The organism is Rothia sp. HMSC062F03 (assembly GCF_001836905.1).
Taxonomy (GTDB): domain Bacteria; phylum Actinomycetota; class Actinomycetes; order Actinomycetales; family Micrococcaceae; genus Rothia; species Rothia mucilaginosa_A.
In genome coordinates, this window is record NZ_KV830861.1 from 357185 (window position 1) to 373315 (window position 16131).

Genomic DNA, 16131 nt, shown 5'->3' on the forward strand with positions numbered 1-16131 from the left:
CGCATCCGTCGGGTTCACGCCAACGGTTGCCTCGGGCAGAGGTGCCACGGTGGGTGCGTCGGTGGGGTTCACGCCAACGGTTGCTTCCGGCAGAGGAGCCACCGTCGGGGCATAGGTCGGAACCGCAGACACCACGGGCTCCTGCGCGAAAAGCTCAAGAGGCTTCTGAGCATCAAACGAACCATACTCGGCACCCTCAACGCCAGCAGCCATAGTGCCCGCAATGTACTTGTGAGAGGTATTCAGTGTCGCCGCAACATCCGCCGGAACCTTCACCTCCGTCTCAAAAGCACCGTTGTGAATCTGCGAAGCAGGTACGGTCACCTCAGCCACGAAACGCATACCCGTCTGAGGAAAACGACCGGGAACCCACACGTTCGTATCAGACACCACCACGCGCACACCGTGCGGGGTCGCCTCACCGGTGTAGCCGGTACCGCGCACCTTCAACACGGTCTCACCCTTGGTGTTCAGACGCGGCGAATCCACGTGCAGAACCGGTGCGGCGCTATCCTTCACAACGTCCATGCGCAGAACCTGACCGCCACCGTAACCATCAACGATGATATTAGCGACGAAGCTGTAGTTCTTCGCTGGGTCAATCAGGCTACCGGGAACGTAATGGGTCGCAGTCGCCGTGCCGTCCTTGAACGGGCCCTCAACGCGCACCGTCTGAATCGGGTTCAGAAACGGGAAACCCCTGTGGTTTGCCTCATGCAAAGCCGGGGCGAAAGCGGTAGTTTTCGCGGGCAGTTTCGACGCCTTGAACGTAATCTTGTTCAGACGCAGGGCAGTCTTCAGCTGACGGGTATTAGTCTCAACCTTGTAGTTGTAGACCGTAATAACCGGCGGGTTATCCGGATTCGGGGTATCAGCCGCTGCAACAGAAGGCAGAGCGCCCAGGCTCAAGGATGCGGCAAGAAGAACAGAAGCGCCGGCGCTACCGTAGCGGCGGGCACGAGAAGAGTTAGCCATCACGAAGTTCCTTCTACATGAGTGATTGAGCGATTCGCACTCTTCCTGTATCGCGCCAAGTCGAGTGCGTATACGGTACCGCGACATCGCGGTTAATTACACCGTAACACGCACCTAAACGCATGAACCGGACATAAGATAACTCGCCGAAATATTACGTAAAACCACTGCCCGCAGGGCGCACAATAGGGCGGATGAATAAGACAAACACGCACAGCGCCGGGTGGAGGATGCGGAAATGCTAGGGTAGAAAGATGCCCACGCAGAAGAACCCGCAGAACCGAGTGGAAGCAGTCCGCACCGCCCAGCCCGTTGCTGAACACAGCGCCATCGACAGCGCGCACCGCGTCGTGAACGTGTGCGCTGTAGCAATCCGCAACCGGGACGGGCTCGTACTCACCGTGCGCAAACAGGGTAGCGACGGGTTCATGATGCCCGGCGGCAAACCCGAACCGGGGGAGACCCCGCTGCAGACTGCCTGCCGCGAAGTGAGTGAAGAAATCGGGCTCACCCCCGACCCCGACCGGATGCGCCACCTCGGACTCCTCGAAGCCGCCGCGCTGAACGAGGCAGGCTTTACGGTACGCGCCGAAACCTTCGAATACGCCCCCACCGACGAGCAGCACGAGCTATTGGCTTCTTTGGTGCCGCAGGCAGAAATCGCTGAGCTACGCTGGGTCAACCCCTCCATGAGCAGCCCCTTCGATTCTGCATCGCAGGCACCGCTGAATACCGAGCAGATCTTCCCGCTGCTGGCACGCACCCCGCTACCCTAACCGCCTCGCCCAATGCGCGCCCCTGACCTGGCGGGCGGCACACATGAGGTACACAGGTACATCCGGTACCCTCAACACAGAACACCGCGAGGCGAAGCCGCCACGCAGCGACGCGTACGGTACCCTCGCCCACCCCTCAAGGAGAACCATGAAGAAGACTGACTACAACCTTGCCGTCTACTGCGGCGCACGCTCCGGCAACGACCCGCTCTTCACCGAGCGCGCCCGCGAGCTCGGCACCCTCTGCGCTCGGAACAATATTGGCGTGGTGTACGGCGGTGGCCGCACCGGCCTCATGGGCACCGTCGCGGGCGCAACCCTCGACGCCGGCGGCGTGGTCTACGGCGTGGTCACCCACAAGCTGGTCGGACTGGAGGGCGTCTACCCCGGCCAGACCACCCTCGACATTGTGGACACCATGCACCAGCGCAAAATCGCCATGATCGAGAAGGCCGACGCTTTCGTCGCCATGCCCGGCGGCCCCGGCACCCTGGAAGAGTTCTTCGAGGTGTTCAGCTGGCAGTTCCTCGACATCCACTCCAAGCCGGTCGCCCTGCTGAACGTCAACGGCTACTGGGATAAGCTCATCGACGCGATGCACTACATGGCGTCCACCGGTCTGCTGAACGAGCGCTACCTGGACGAGCTCATTATCGTGACCACCCCCGAGGAACTGTTGGATGCGCTCGCCAAGGACCTGGAGCGCCGCGCCGCCACAAAGACCAACGCAGAAAGCTAAACTGCCATGGCCAATACCCTGCTACTGACCTACTTCGGACCGTTCCCCGGCGTGCCCGTCAACCCCACCGTGGCGCTCGCGGAAGGCGCCGTGCGGGCGCTGAATACCGCCCGCCCGGACCTGCGCGTCGTGGCCCGCGAGCTGCCCGTCAGCTACGACGGATCCAGCGCCGCCCTGCGCGCCGCCCTGCAGGAGGTGCAGCCCGACGCGCTCATCAGCCTGGGTGTGGCGGTCGGCCGCGATGTGGTGAGCCTCGAGCAGGTCGCCATCAACCTGGACTCCGCGGGCATTGAGGATAACGACGGCGACCGACGCTGCGATGAGCCGATCGCCCCGGGCGGTCAGGAGGCGTACTTCTCCTCCCTGCCGGTGCGCGCCAGCTTTGAGCGTCTGCGTGCGGCGGGGGAACCCGTCGAGATCTCGTACACCGCCGGAACCTACGTGTGCAACCACGTGTTCTACGAGGGCCAGCGCATCAGCCGCGAACTGGGGCTGAGTATCCCCGCCGGATTCGTGCACGTGCCCGCAATCTGTGCTGATGGTGAAGAGGATGCCGACGGCGAAGAGGCCACCGAGGGTGTGGAGCTGACCGCCCACCGCGACGCCGGTGGCGTGGTTCGCGACGAGCAGGGCATCCCGCAGCTGCCCGAATCCACCGTGGTGCGCATTATTGCTGAGGTCGCCTCCGACACCCTGCCCGCCGTGAACTAGTAGCACGGTATTGAGCTAGAACCTACATAACAAGACCGCCGGATAGCTTCCCAAACTGGGAGCCTATCCGGCGGTTTGTGTATCTGCGCTGAGCCAGCTTGCGCAGGGCCAATACAGCCGGGCTACAAAACCGGCACATGCAGGATCGAGTTACTACTTGGTGCGGTTCTTCAGGTAGTAGTCGATCAGCGAAGCGGTCGAAGAATCCTGACGCTCCAGAACCTCGCGGTCACCCTCGATAGCGGGAACCAGGTCCAGGGCCAGCTTCTTGCCCAGCTCAACACCCCACTGGTCGAAGGAATCGATGCCCCACACAACACCCTGAACGAAGGTGATGTGCTCGTACAGGGCAATCAGAGAGCCCAGAACGCGCGGGGTCAGGCGCGGCGCCATGATGGAGGTGGAGGGGCGGTTACCGCTGAAGATACGTGCGTTGACCACGTGCTCCGCGGTGCCCTCTGCGCGAACCTCTTCCTCGGTCTTGCCGAACGCCAGAGCCTGAGACTGTGCGAAGAAGTTAGCCAGGAACAGCTCGTGAACGTCCTGCTCGCCGTCCTTGGTCGGGTGGACCGGGTTGGCGAAGGCCAGGAAGTCCGCGGGAATCAGGCGGGTGCCCTGGTGAATCAGCTGGTAGAAGGCGTGCTGGCCGTTGGTGCCGGGCTCGCCCCAGAACACTTCACCGGTTGCGTAGTTGACGAAGGAACCGTCTGCGCGAACGGACTTGCCGTTGGACTCCATGGTCAGCTGCTGCAGGTATGCGGGGAAACGGTGCAGGTACTGGTCATAGGGCAGAACCGCGTGGGTCTCTGCACCCAGGAAGTTCACGTTCCAGATGTTCAGCAGACCCATCAGAACGGGGACGTTCTTCTCGAAGGGAGCGGTGCGGAAGTGCTCATCCATAGCGTGGAAGCCAGCGAGGAAGTCAGCGAAGACCTTCGGGCCCAGCACGATAGCCAGGGAGGTGCCGATGGCGGAGTCCACGGAGTAGCGGCCGCCAACCCAGTCCCAGAAGCCGAAGGCGTTCTCGGGGTCGATGCCGAATGCGGCAACCTTATCGAGCGCGGTGGAGACAGCCACGAAGTGCTTTGCCACGGCCTCGGATGCTTCCTTACCGTCCAGAGCGCCAGCTTCACGCAGGGAGGAGATGAGCCACTCGCGGGCCACGCGGGCGTTGGTCAGGGTCTCCAGGGTACCGAAGGTCTTGGAGGCGACAATGAACAGGGTGGTCTCGGGATCCAGGTCGGAGACCTTCTCGGCCACGTCGGTCGGGTCAATGTTGGAGATGAAGCGGGCGGTGATGCCTGCATCGGCGTAGGGCTTGAGAGCCTCGTACACCATGACCGGGCCCAGGTCGGAGCCACCGATACCGATGTTCACGACGGTCTCGATGCGCTTGCCGGTCACGCCGGTCCACTCGCCGCTACGCACGCGCTCAGCGAAAGCGTAAATCTTCTTCAGCACGGCGTGAACGTCTGCGTCTACGTCCTGGCCGTCGACGGTCAGGGCGGGGGTGTAACCCTCGGGGCGGCGCAGGGCGGTGTGCAGCACGGCGCGGTCCTCGGTGACGTTAATGTGCTCACCGGAGAACATGGCCTCGCGAGCCTGCTCCAGCTTGACCTCTTCGGCGAGCTTGAGCAGCAGCTCAACGGTCTCGGAGGTAATCAGGTTCTTGGAAAGGTCAACGTGCAGCTCGTCAGCGGTGAAGCTGAACTTCTCGGCACGGGCGGGGTCGGCGGCAAACCACTCGCGCAGGTTCGGGGTGAGAGCCTTGTGGTGAGCGGACAGAGCCGACCAGGCAGAGGTGGTCGTGGGGTCAATAGAAGTAGTCATGCTTCCATTCTCTTATTTTCGGGAGCCGCTGTCACCTCTTTCGAGGGTGATGTGGGACGATACAGCGAAAAAATCGAAAATGGACACCCGGTGAGCCCGTTTGCACCTCGGTAGGCAATCTGTAGAGGTTGAAAAGAATGGTTTGGCTTGTCAGAGGCATATCTAGGGGATGGACGGATATACCTCAAGAAAATGGGAGATGCCCCACAAACATTGAACTTTCACTTTAAAAAACATTAGACCGGGCTGAATAATGCCTGGGATGCAGAAACACCTCGAGGATCACTCCCTCAACGCGTTCCCAGGCACTTTGTGAGATGCCCCGCCCGGTACGACTTTTGGGGCAGGGAACGATTTTCTACTCTCAAACACAACACTCAGGACAACACAACATAGCTTTTAACCAGGGGGTTCGTGTGCCCAAAAACGGCCAGAACCCTCCCTACGAGTCTTTCCTGGAAAGCCGCGGTTTCCGCCCCGAAATCCAGGGTCTGCGTGCTTTTGCAGTGCTCCTCGTCGTGGTTTACCACGTCTGGGTGGGCAAGGTTTCCGGCGGTGTGGACGTCTTCCTGTTCATTTCCACATTCCTGCTCTCGCTCTCCTTCATGCGGAAGATCAACGAGGGTAAGCCCCTCAATCTCCTCAACTACTGGACCCACGTGTTCACCCGTCTGCTACCCGCAGCTTCGGTCGTGATTCTGCTGACCCTCGCCGGTAGCCTCCTGGTGCTCTCGCCGACCGCCTGGAGCGCCCGCGCCGTGGATGCGCAGTCCTTCCCGGGCGAGCAGGGCGGGGGGAGCGTTACGAGACGGAGTAGCATTGGGACTATGCATGAATCAGCCCAGACCGCATCCGGCCAGTCCCTCTACCTCGTCGTCTCCCGGTCAGGTGAAACCCTGACCAACCCGGACGGCACCGTGCACTACGTGCGCGTCCTGCCCCGCACCCTGGCCGAAGAAAGTGCCGTGCTGGGCCGCACCGTACTCCGGCCGAACCCCGTTCTAGAGCCCGACCTCATCCCCGGGTTCAACGCGAGGGAAGGCGCGCGCGATGAGCACGCACCCGCAACGGCTGCTCCGGCGGCGGGCACCCCGACGGCAGAGGTGCACGCCCTCTACTGCGAGGACGACGCGCTTCAGGCCGTCGCCGCAGAACTCAACGCCGCCGAACCGAACAGTCAGGAGGGACCCGTGCAGGCCTCCTCCAGCGGCTTCCGCTACTACCCGGTGCACCGCGACCCGCTCGGCCGCGCCCGCTACGCCGCCGCCCTGGCCCGCCGCGACTACCTCATCGAAATGCGGTACTCCGCCTACACCGGTGAAGAAGCCCCCATCGGCCGCAAGGGAATCCGCCGCACCGCATCCGGCGAAATGGTCTTTCCCCGCATCGAACCGGCCGTCATGGGCCTTGTCATGAGCCGCGACGGCGAGCGCGTGCTCCTGGCCAATAACCGCCAGTGGCACCCCAACCGTTTCGCACTCATCGCCGGGTTCGTCGACCCGGGCGAAAACCTCGAGGAGGCCATCGCCCGCGAGGTCTACGAAGAGACCGGCCTGCGCGCGGAACGCAGCGAGTACCGTATGAGCGATGTGTGGCCCTTCCCGCGCTCGCTCATGATCTGCTACCGGGTGACCGTGGACGAGAACGAGCCCATCGTTCACCACGACGGTGAAATTCGAGCCGCCCGCTGGTTTACCGCCGAGCAGCTGCGCGAAGCGATCGCCATCTCGGAGGAACGCGGCAATAGCGGGCAGGACGACCCCGCCAAGCTTGAGCTGCCCGGCACCAACGCCGTGGCCCGTCGTATGCTGGATGACTGGCTCGCCGAAAAGCCCTAGTGCTACACTGGTAGCTAAGCCCAACGGAGGGGGGTCCCTTTTGCCGTGCCCGCATACAGCGGAGTTTCACATCCGAAGGTACAGTCGGCAGAAGCGAACAAGGCAGGTTTCTCCCGCTGAGGATTGCCTCCTGCACCCCCGCGCCCGGAGCGCATCAGCCGTTGGCAGGACTATCCCCTAGATTTAAGCGAGAAACTTTACGCATGTCTGAAAACACCGCTTCGCGCCCCGACCTTCGTAATGTGGCCATCGTGGCACACGTTGACCACGGTAAGACCACCATCGTCGACGCGATGCTGCAGCAGACCCACGCCTTCTCTGACCACGCAGATGTTGAAGACCGAGTCATGGACTCCGGCGACCTCGAACGCGAAAAGGGCATTACCATTCTGGCGAAGAACACCACCGTGTTCTACAACGGCCCCTCTGCTAACGGCGAGACCATCACCATCAACGTGGTCGACACCCCCGGCCACGCCGACTTCGGTGGCGAGGTGGAGCGCGGCCTGTCCATGGTTGACGGCGTTGTGCTGCTCGTGGACGCCTCCGAGGGCCCGCTGCCCCAGACCCGCTTCGTGCTGCGTAAGGCACTGGCCGCCAAGCTTCCCGTGATCCTCGTGGTCAACAAGGTGGACCGCCCCGACTCCCGTATCGACGAGGTCGTGAGCGAGTCCATGGACCTGCTGCTGGGCCTGGCCTCCGACCTGGCCGAGGAGGTCCCCGACCTGGACCTGGACGCCGTGCTGAACGTTCCGGTCGTGTACGCCTCCGGTAAGGCCGGCGCCGCCTCCCTGAACCAGCCCGCCGACGGCCAGCTGCCCGACAACGACGACCTCGAGCCGCTGTTCAAGACCATCATCGAGCATGTGCCCGCCCCCACCTACGACCCCAACGAGGTTCTGCAGGCACACGTGACCAACCTGGACTCCTCCCCGTTCCTGGGCCGTCTGGCACTGGTCCGTATCTTCAACGGCACCCTGAAGAAGGGCCAGACCGTCGCCTGGGCACGCCACGACGGCGAGATCAAGAACGTCCGCATCTCCGAGCTGCTGGCCACCAAGGCGCTGGACCGCGTTCCAGCCGAGTCCGCCGGCCCCGGCGAGATTGTCGCGGTTGCGGGTATCGAGGACATCACCATCGGTGAGACCCTGACCGACGCCGAGAACCCCAAGCCCCTGCCGCTAATCAAGGTGGACGACCCCGCGATCTCCATGACCATCGGTATCAACACCTCCCCGCTGGCCGGCCGCGTCAAGGGCGCAAAGGTCACCGCGCGTCAGGTGAAGGACCGCCTGGACCGCGAGCTCATCGGTAACGTGTCCATCAAGGTTCTGCCCACCCAGCGTCCGGATGCCTGGGAGGTTCAGGGCCGTGGCGAGCTCGCCCTGGCAATCCTTGTGGAGCAGATGCGCCGCGAGGGCTTCGAGCTGACCGTGGGTAAGCCCCAGGTGGTCACCAAGACCATCGACGGCAAGGTGTACGAGCCCATGGAGCACATGATTATTGACGTGCCCGAGGAGTACCTGGGCGCCGTCACCCAGCTGATGGCATCTCGTAAGGGCCGCATGGAGAACATGGCAAACCACGGTACCGGTTGGGTCCGTATGGAGTTCGCCGTTCCCGCCCGTGGCCTGATCGGCTTCCGCACCCAGTTCCTGACCGAGACCCGCGGTGCCGGCATTTCCTCCTCGTACTCGATTGATCCCGAGCCCTGGGCCGGCGAGATTGAGTACCGCACCAACGGTTCGCTGATTGCTGACCGCGCCGGCGTGGTGACCCCCTACGCGATGATCAACCTGCAGGAGCGCGGCACCTTCTTCGTGGAGCCCACCTCCGAGGTGTACGAGGGCATGATCGTGGGTATGAACTCCCGTGCCGACGACATGGAAGTGAACATCACCAAGGAAAAGAAGCTGACCAACATGCGTTCTTCGACCGCGGACAACTTCGAAAACCTGACCCCGCCGAAGAAGCTGACCCTCGAGGAGTCCCTCGAGTTCGCTCGCGAGGACGAGTGCGTTGAGGTGACCCCCGAGGCCATCCGTATCCGTAAGGTCATCCTTGACTCCAACGAGCGTGTGCGCGAGTTCCGCCGCCGCGCCCGCGCCAACTAATTGCGCTGACGGTACGACCATCGGGCCGTAGCGTTTCGAAGAGCCGCCGCCACCTTCCGGAAGGAAGAGGGCGGCGGCTCGGCGTATTCGGGCGGGTCGGGGAGCGAAACCGGGACCGCTCAATACTGAGGTGAGCCCACCCCTGCCGCCGTGTAAGATAAGACCGTGTGCTGAGACAGCGTGCACCCCCGCAGACGCCCTGTGCGCGGGGTGAGGCGTGAGCCCTACAGGCACATCCCAGTCCGTGCGTTATGAGAGGGAATTCCCGTGTCCGCATCCGACAACAGCCCGCAGGAAGCCGAGCAGCAGAAGCCGCAGGAAGCCGCGACCCCCAGTTACCCCACGCAGGGTGAGCGCATCGCATCCGGGGCCAAGCGCGACCTGCTGCCCACAAACTACGATTCGGAGCAGGCGCGCATCCTCTTCGTGCATGCGCACCCCGACGACGAGACCTCCTCGACCGGCGCGACGATGGCATACTACGCGCAGAAGGGCGCCGAGGTGTACCTCATCACCGCAACCCGCGGTGAGCTGGGCGAGGTCATCCCGCAGCAGCTACAGCACCTGGAGGTCGGTAAGCCCGGATGCACCGACAACGGCGAGGCGCTAGGGGAGTACCGCGTGGGCGAGCTGAACGGCGCCCTCGAGGCCCTGGGCGTGCACCGCCACCTCTTCCTCGGTCAGGAGCCGGCCACCGCCGAGGGCGTGCCGGCCCTCTACCGCGACTCCGGCATGGCCTGGGGCCCGAACGGTAAGCCCATCGCCAACCCCGTCTCGAGCGATGCCTCGCTGACCGCCCAGCCCCTCGAACCGCAGGCGCAGGCCCTGGTCGCCGCAATTCACGAGATTCAGCCGGATGTGCTGGTCACCTACGACGCCGACGGCGGCTACGGTCACCCCGACCACGTGCGCGTGCACCAAATCGTGAAGCGCGCCCTGGAGATTCTGGGGGATGACGAGGACCGACCGCTGCTTATCTGGGGCATTGAGGGCGAGTACAACCCCGAGGACACCCGCGTGCAGGCCGCCATCTTTGGCGACGGCACCGCCAAACGAAAGGCTATGGAGGCGCACCGCACCCAGATTACGGTGCTGGACGATAAGACCTTCGAGTACTCGAATAAGGTGCCGCAGAAGATTTCTGCCGTCGAGACCTACCGCGTGCTCGACGGCGACCCCACCCGCACGGTCAACCCGAAGCCGCAGGAGGCGGGGCTCGTCTCCACGGTGCTGACCGGCGTGATTCTGGGTGCCGTGGCGGCCGTCGCCGGTTCCATCTACCACGCTTGGGTTGTGTACGCGGGCGATGTTGCCCTGCCCGTGGGCTTGCTTATCGCGTACCTGACGATTTTCTTCGCCTCCCTGTGGAGCGCGCTCGCCCTGCGCCGCGGCATGACGGCGGCTATCGTGGGTGCCGTGGCCTTCGTGACCGTGTACTGGCTGGCCTACGGCCGCCCTGACTCGCCCTTCGTGCTCGTGAACCCGGGGCACTCGGCCATCGGCCTGTACGGTGCGCTGTGGTGGTTCGGTGCGCCGGTGGCGGCGATGCTGGGCATGTTCGCGTACACGCGCAACCGGGTGAAGGATGCGCGCTACTTCTCGGCCCGTTCGGCGCATCAGCGTGCGCGTGCCAAGGCCGAGGGTCGGGATAAATAGCGAAGAAAAAGTATGCGTTATTGCGTGTTTTTCCTCGGTGGGAAAAGGGTTGTGCCCACCCACAAATTAATGTGACGAAGATTTCATTTATATAATTTGGGTATTTTTATAATTCGCTGACTAGGTGAAATAATGAACGGCGGCAGGGCAGGCTTGCCTAAAAAATAGGCCCCCGCCCGCCGCCGTTCGCTGTCTAATACACCACGAAAATACGATAAAACACCGAGCGCGCGATAGACTATACAAAGACTTCCCCGCCGAGCACCACACGCTCGGCGGTTTACTCTGCAGACCCTGCCCTGGAGAAGGCGACCCGCAGACCGGCGGGCACAGGGCGCACAGCATCGAGAAAGGCACCGACCCATGACCTACGTTATCGCGCTTCCCTGCGTGGACGTCAAAGACCGCGCCTGCGTTGAAGAATGCCCCGTGGACTGCATCTACGAAGGTGACCGCACCCTGTACATCCACCCCGACGAGTGCGTGGACTGCGGCGCCTGCGAGCCCGTCTGCCCCGTCGAGGCCATCTACTACGAAGACGACGTTCCCGAAGAGTGGAGCGAATACGTGAGCGCCAACGCCGACTTCTTCGACGACCTGGGTTCCCCCGGTGGCGCCGCAAAGCTCGGCCCCACCGGCAAGGACGTGCCTTTCATCGCGGCACTGCCCCCGCAGAGCAACTAACCCCATACCTGAAGCATCCGCGCCCGCAGAGTAATTGCGCGAGTGACCGGATGCACGAGCCCCCACCCCGGCCGATGCGCACCGCACGCGGTGTGCCCCTGGACAAACTGTCTAGGCGCTGGGATGGGGGCTCTTCCTCTAGTCAGCCCCAAAGCCCGGGCGATAGACTGAAGTGACGAAAAATCCCCAAGCGACCAGGTGACACAATGACTTACGGCCTGAACCTGCCCGAATACCCCTGGGAGGCGCTCGCCCCCTACCGCGCCACCGCCGCGGCTCACCCCGACGGCCCGGTGGACCTGTCCATCGGCACCCCCGTGGACCCCACCCCCGAGCTCATCCGCAACGCGCTCGCCGAGGCATCCGACGCCCCCGGCTACCCGACCACCCACGGCACCCCCGCCCTGCGCGAGGCCATCGCCGAATGGTTTGAGCGCCGCCGCGGCGTGAAGGGCCTGGACCCGCAGGCCATCATGCCCACGATCGGCTCGAAGGAGCTCGTAGCCTGGCTGCCCTTCCTGCTGGGCCTGGGCCCCGGCGACGTGGTCGTGTACCCGCGCATCGCCTACCCCACCTACGATATGGGTGCCCGCTTCGCCCGCGCCGAATCCGTGCCCGCCGACAGCCTGGACGAGCTGGACGCCGACACCCGCAGCCGCGTGAAGCTGATTTGGGTGAACTCCCCGGCCAACCCGAACGGCACGGTCCGCACCGTGGAGCAGCTGCGTGAAATCGTGGCGCAGGCCCGCGAAATCGGCGCCGTGGTGGCCTCCGACGAGTGCTATGCGGAGCTCGGTTGGGGCGCCTGGGACGAGGCTCGCGGCGGTAAGCCTGTGCCCTCCATCCTGGATCCGCGAGTGTGCGACGGCGACTTCACCGGCCTGCTGGCCGTCTACTCGCTGTCCAAGCAGTCGAACCTGGCCGGCTACCGTGCCGCCTTCGTGGCCGGCGCCCCCGAGCTCATGCCGAACATTATCAACAGCCGCAAGCACGCCGGCATGATCGTGCCCGCGCCCGTGCAGGCCGCCATGATTGCCGCCCTGGGCGATGAGGCGCACGTTGCGGCGCAGAAGGACCGCTACCGTGCCCGCCGCGAGGTGCTGGAGGACGCCATCACCGCCGCCGGCGGACGCATCGAGGGATCCGAGGCGGGCCTGTACCTGTGGACCACCTTCGGCGAGTCCACCTGGGATTCCATCGGCCGCCTGGCCGATCTGGGCATCATCGCCGGACCCGGCGTGTTCTACGGCGAGGACGGCGAGGGCTACGTGCGCATCGCCCTGACCGCCTCCGACGAGGCCGTGGCCAAGGCCGCCGAGCGTCTGAAGGCCTCTGCCGCTAAGTAGACTGACCACCCCATCCGCACGGCGGTACCGAGCCGCTCACCGGGGGAATCTAACCTGCATAGCAGAAAGCCCCCGCACCCTCCCGAGAGGGGAGTGCGGGGGCTTTGCCGTACCTCGTGCTGTACCTCGGCTGTGGCTACTTGCGGCCGCCGGGGAGCACGAACATCTGAATCGTCGGCGGGTTCGGGTTGTCGATCTCGCCGGGAATCAGTTCGCGGGTCACCTTCGCGGAGGTGCGCGATGCCAGGCGGTCGGTAATACCGGTTGCCAGTGCGGTTAGCGCGAAGTTCACAATGATAAACAGGGCCGCCGCCAGTAGCAGGGTCTGCAGCACGTTACCGTCACCGGAACCGATGCGGCGCGCCGAGGCGAGCAGCTCCGGGTAGGAGATGATGTAACCCAGGGCGGTATCCTTCAGAATCACCACAAACTGGCTCAGCATGGAGGGCATCATCGCGGTGAACGCCTGCGGAATCAGAATCTGAATCAGCGTCTGGCTGGGGGTCAGACCAATTGCCAGACCGGCCTCACCCTGACCACGGGGCAGCTGCTTCACGCCCGAGCGCAGCAGCTCGGCAATCACCGAACCGTTGTACAGGGTCAGGCCCACCACCACGGCGATAAAGGGTAGCTGGGCCGGCGGAAGACCGCTGTACTTGCCCAGGAACAGCCAGAAGAAGATCATCATGATTAGCACGGGCACGGCGCGGAAGAACTCCACGACCACGGTGCCAATCCAACGGACCACGCGGTACTGCGACAGACGCGCGATACCGAAGACCATACCGAAGGCAATCGAGGTCACCACCGAAATCAAGGCGGCGGACAGGGTCGAGGCCAGGCCGGGCAGATAGTAGGAGGTCCATGCACGGGCGGTGAACAGGTCGGTCCACTTCTCCGCCTCCAGCTGGCCCTTCTGGCCCATCACGGTCAGCACGTACACCGCGAAAATTGCGAAGACAACCAGGGCCGCAATGTTGAAGATGCGGGTGCGGCGCTGAGCCACGGGACCCGGCTCGTCAAAGAGAACCGACGAGGTCCCGCGGGTTTCGTTACTGATAAAGGGGTTTTTCATCGTTTCACCGCCAGCTTTCGAGAGGACCAGGTGGTCAGAACACCAATGGGAACAACGATCACCACGAAGCCCAGAGCGAAGACGAGGAAGATGGCCAGAACCATGTTCGCGTCGAACTCGATCATGGACTTCATCATGCCGGAAGCCTCCGCCACGGAGGCCACGGAGGCCACCGTCGTGTTCTTGGCCAGTGCAATCAGGGTGTTGCCCAGCGGGGTAATCGCACCGCGCAACGCCTGCGGGAAAATCACCAGGCCGGCGGTGTCGAAGAAGCCCAGACCAATAGCGCGGGCAGCTTCTGCCTGACCCTTCGGAACGGTGTTCACGCCCGAACGAATCGCCTCGCAGATGAAGGCCGCGTGATAAATCGACAGCACAATCACCGCGTACACGAAGAAGTTCGTGTCGAAATCGCCGGAGAACGAGAGCTGGAACTGCGTCCACACGCCCAGAATCGCCAGGGTCATCAGAATGGTCAGCGGGGTGTTACGCACCAGGTGCACGTACGCGGTACCGGCCCAACGCAGGGAGGGGACGGGGCTGATACGCATGAGCGCCAGCACGGTACCGATAACGAAGGAACCAATGGCCGCCCAGAAGGTCAGCTCAATATTGGTCATGAAGGCGCCAACCACATCGTACTTGGCTAGGAGGGCGCCGAGTTGGTCAAAGAATGACATTCGTAAACCTCTCTAACTAGGCGCAGGAGGCGCTCGGGGACGGCGGGTTGGTCTCGGTGTTGTAGTGGTAGCCCGTGCCCTCGGTGTACTTGGTGACGAGCTTCTCCCAGGTGCCGTCGGCAACCATCTCGTTAATGGCCTTGTTCACGGCTTCGCACTTGTCGGTGCCCTTGGGCAGGCCCACGCCGTAGCGTTCGGTGGTGAAGGGGGCGCCAACCACCTTCAGCTTGCCCTTGTTGGCCTTGGTGGCCGCCAGGCCGGCGAGGATGATGTCGTCGGTGGTCACGGCGTCCACCACGCCGCCGTTGAGGGCGACCACGCAGTCGGAGTAGCTGTTCTGCTTGACCAGGTTCACGTTCTTGGCGAACTTCTCCTGGACCTTCTTGGCGCTGGTGGAACCGGTCACGGAGCAGAGGTTCTTGCCGTTGAGGTCGTCCGGGCCCTTGATGTCGGTGTTATCGGCGCGCACGAGCAGGTCCTGGCCGGCGGTGTAGTAGGGGCCGGCGAAGTCCACGGTCTTCTTACGGCTGTCGGTGATGGAGTAGGTCGCAAAAATCATGTCGACCTGGCCGTTGTTGAGCATGTTCTCACGGTTGGCGCTGGGAGACTCGACGAACTCAATCTGGTTCTCGGAGTAGCCGAGCTTGCCGGCGACGTAGCGTGCTACGTCCACGTCGAAGCCGGTGTACTGGCTGCCGTCCTGGTAGCCCAGGCCGGGCTGGTCGAACTTGATGCCGATGCGAATCTTATGGTCGCTGTTTGCGCTGGAGCAGCCTGCGAGAGTACCGGTGAGAGCGAGGGATGCTGCCGCGGCGAGCGCTGCCAGCTTGCGTGAATATTTTTTCATTTCACCCTCCGGATTAGTGGTCGATGATCTTGGACAAGAAGTCCTTGGCGCGGTCGCTCTTCGGGTTGGTGAAGAACTCGTCCGGGTGGGCTTCCTCGACGATTTCGCCGTCGGCCAGGAACACGATGCGGTCGGCGGCCTTGCGGGCGAAGCCCATCTCGTGGGTCACGACGATCATGGTCATGCCTTCCTTCGCGAGGGAGACCATGGTGTCGAGCACCTCGTTGACCATTTCGGGGTCGAGTGCGCTGGTGGGCTCGTCGAAGAGCATGACCTTGGGCTTCATGGCGAGGGCGCGGGCGATGGCGACGCGCTGCTGCTGGCCACCCGAAAGCTGGGCGGGCATCTTGTGCGCCTGGGAATCCACGCCGACCTTTGCGAGTAGCTTCATGGCCTCCGCTTCTGCCTCCGACTTGGAGATCTTGCGGATTCGGCGGGGGCCGAGGGTCACGTTATCCAGGATGGTCTTGTGCGCGAAGAGGTTGTAGGACTGGAACACCATGCCGACCTCTGCGCGGAGCTTGGCGAGGGCGCGGCCCTCCTTGGGCAGTTCCTGCCCGTCAATCTTGATGGAACCGCTGGAGATGGTTTCGAGGCGGTTGATGGTTCGGCAGAGGGTCGACTTGCCGGAACCGGAAGGGCCGAGAAGGATAATTACTTCGCCCTTACCCACGGAAAGGTTAATGTTCTTCAGAACGTGGTTCGTGCCGTAGTACTTGTTGACATCACGAATTTCAACGAGGTTTTTCGGCGATGCGGGGGTTGCCTGTGCGGACATCACTAACCCTTTCATGTGAGATGTATCTATGATGTGGGTTGCAAAAATGGTGAGTTTTCAGCTTACGTGCTCCATGTAACGC

General features: G+C 63.2%; 13 protein-coding genes and 2 pseudogenes. 9 read left to right on the forward strand and 6 right to left on the reverse strand.

Annotated elements, in window-relative coordinates:
- Positions 1 to 975 (reverse strand): annotated as a pseudogene (locus HMPREF2674_RS01555) (hypothetical protein); the annotation flags it as partial.
- A gap of 254 nt (positions 976 to 1229) precedes the next feature.
- Between HMPREF2674_RS01555 and HMPREF2674_RS01560 the strand changes: the two are divergent.
- From HMPREF2674_RS01560 to HMPREF2674_RS01570, 3 genes are all read left to right on the forward strand, one after another.
- Positions 1230 to 1751, forward strand: a complete 522-nt coding sequence (locus tag HMPREF2674_RS01560; RefSeq protein WP_070824624.1) for an NUDIX hydrolase — start codon at positions 1230 to 1232, stop codon at positions 1749 to 1751.
- 148 nt (positions 1752 to 1899) lie between these two features.
- Complete coding sequence (locus HMPREF2674_RS01565) at positions 1900 to 2490, forward strand: LOG family protein (protein ID WP_070824625.1); 591 nt, start codon at positions 1900 to 1902, stop codon at positions 2488 to 2490.
- A gap of 6 nt (positions 2491 to 2496) precedes the next feature.
- Entirely contained in the window at positions 2497 to 3201 is a 705-nt protein-coding gene (locus HMPREF2674_RS01570; protein ID WP_070824626.1) for a pyroglutamyl-peptidase I, read from the forward strand.
- Between the two features lie 153 nt (positions 3202 to 3354).
- Here HMPREF2674_RS01570 and pgi read toward each other — a convergent pair whose 3' ends face one another.
- Positions 3355 to 5031: a glucose-6-phosphate isomerase gene (pgi, locus tag HMPREF2674_RS01575; protein WP_070824627.1), complete on the reverse strand. Its 1677-nt coding sequence runs from the start codon at positions 5029 to 5031 to the stop codon at positions 3355 to 3357.
- A 317-nt stretch (positions 5032 to 5348) separates the two neighbouring features.
- Here pgi and HMPREF2674_RS09055 point away from each other — a divergent pair.
- From HMPREF2674_RS09055 to dapC, 6 genes and pseudogenes are all read left to right on the forward strand, one after another.
- Positions 5349 to 5804: pseudogene (locus HMPREF2674_RS09055) on the forward strand (acyltransferase family protein); the annotation flags it as partial.
- Entirely contained in the window at positions 5790 to 6869 is a 1080-nt protein-coding gene (locus HMPREF2674_RS01580; RefSeq protein WP_246826152.1) for an NAD(+) diphosphatase, read from the forward strand. The pseudogene HMPREF2674_RS09055 and the gene HMPREF2674_RS01580, both read left to right, overlap by 15 nt.
- A 203-nt stretch (positions 6870 to 7072) precedes the next feature.
- Entirely contained in the window at positions 7073 to 8983 is a 1911-nt protein-coding gene (gene typA / locus HMPREF2674_RS01585) for a translational GTPase TypA (protein WP_049343880.1), read from the forward strand.
- A gap of 267 nt (positions 8984 to 9250) precedes the next feature.
- Positions 9251 to 10639, forward strand: coding sequence for a PIG-L family deacetylase (locus HMPREF2674_RS01590; RefSeq protein ID WP_070824628.1), 1389 nt, complete (start codon positions 9251 to 9253; stop codon positions 10637 to 10639).
- A 363-nt stretch (positions 10640 to 11002) separates the two neighbouring features.
- The gene (gene fdxA, locus HMPREF2674_RS01595) at positions 11003 to 11323 is read left to right on the forward strand and encodes a ferredoxin (RefSeq protein WP_049332074.1); all 321 of its coding nucleotides are present in this window, start codon (positions 11003 to 11005) and stop codon (positions 11321 to 11323) included.
- 206 nt (positions 11324 to 11529) lie between these two features.
- A complete protein-coding gene (gene dapC, locus HMPREF2674_RS01600; RefSeq protein ID WP_070824629.1) occupies positions 11530 to 12669 on the forward strand; it encodes a succinyldiaminopimelate transaminase in 1140 nt (379 codons plus the stop codon).
- A 136-nt stretch (positions 12670 to 12805) separates the two neighbouring features.
- On the opposite strand, the gene HMPREF2674_RS01605 is transcribed toward dapC, so the two are convergent.
- Genes HMPREF2674_RS01605 through HMPREF2674_RS01620 form a run of 4 tightly spaced genes read right to left on the reverse strand, consistent with a single transcriptional unit; the run spans position 12806 to position 16049 of the window.
- Positions 12806 to 13744 (reverse strand): amino acid ABC transporter permease, encoded by a 939-nt coding sequence (locus HMPREF2674_RS01605; protein ID WP_070824630.1) that lies wholly within the window; start codon positions 13742 to 13744, stop codon positions 12806 to 12808.
- Positions 13741 to 14424, reverse strand: coding sequence for an amino acid ABC transporter permease (locus HMPREF2674_RS01610; protein WP_070483749.1), 684 nt, complete (start codon positions 14422 to 14424; stop codon positions 13741 to 13743). Before HMPREF2674_RS01610 ends, HMPREF2674_RS01605 begins: the two co-directional genes overlap by 4 nt.
- Before the next feature lie 16 nt (positions 14425 to 14440).
- Positions 14441 to 15271, reverse strand: a complete 831-nt coding sequence (locus HMPREF2674_RS01615; protein ID WP_070824631.1) for a glutamate ABC transporter substrate-binding protein — start codon at positions 15269 to 15271, stop codon at positions 14441 to 14443.
- Positions 15272 to 15284: 13 nt separating this feature from the next.
- Entirely contained in the window at positions 15285 to 16049 is a 765-nt protein-coding gene (locus tag HMPREF2674_RS01620; protein WP_070483752.1) for an amino acid ABC transporter ATP-binding protein, read from the reverse strand.
- Between the last annotated feature and the right edge of the window lie 82 nt (positions 16050 to 16131).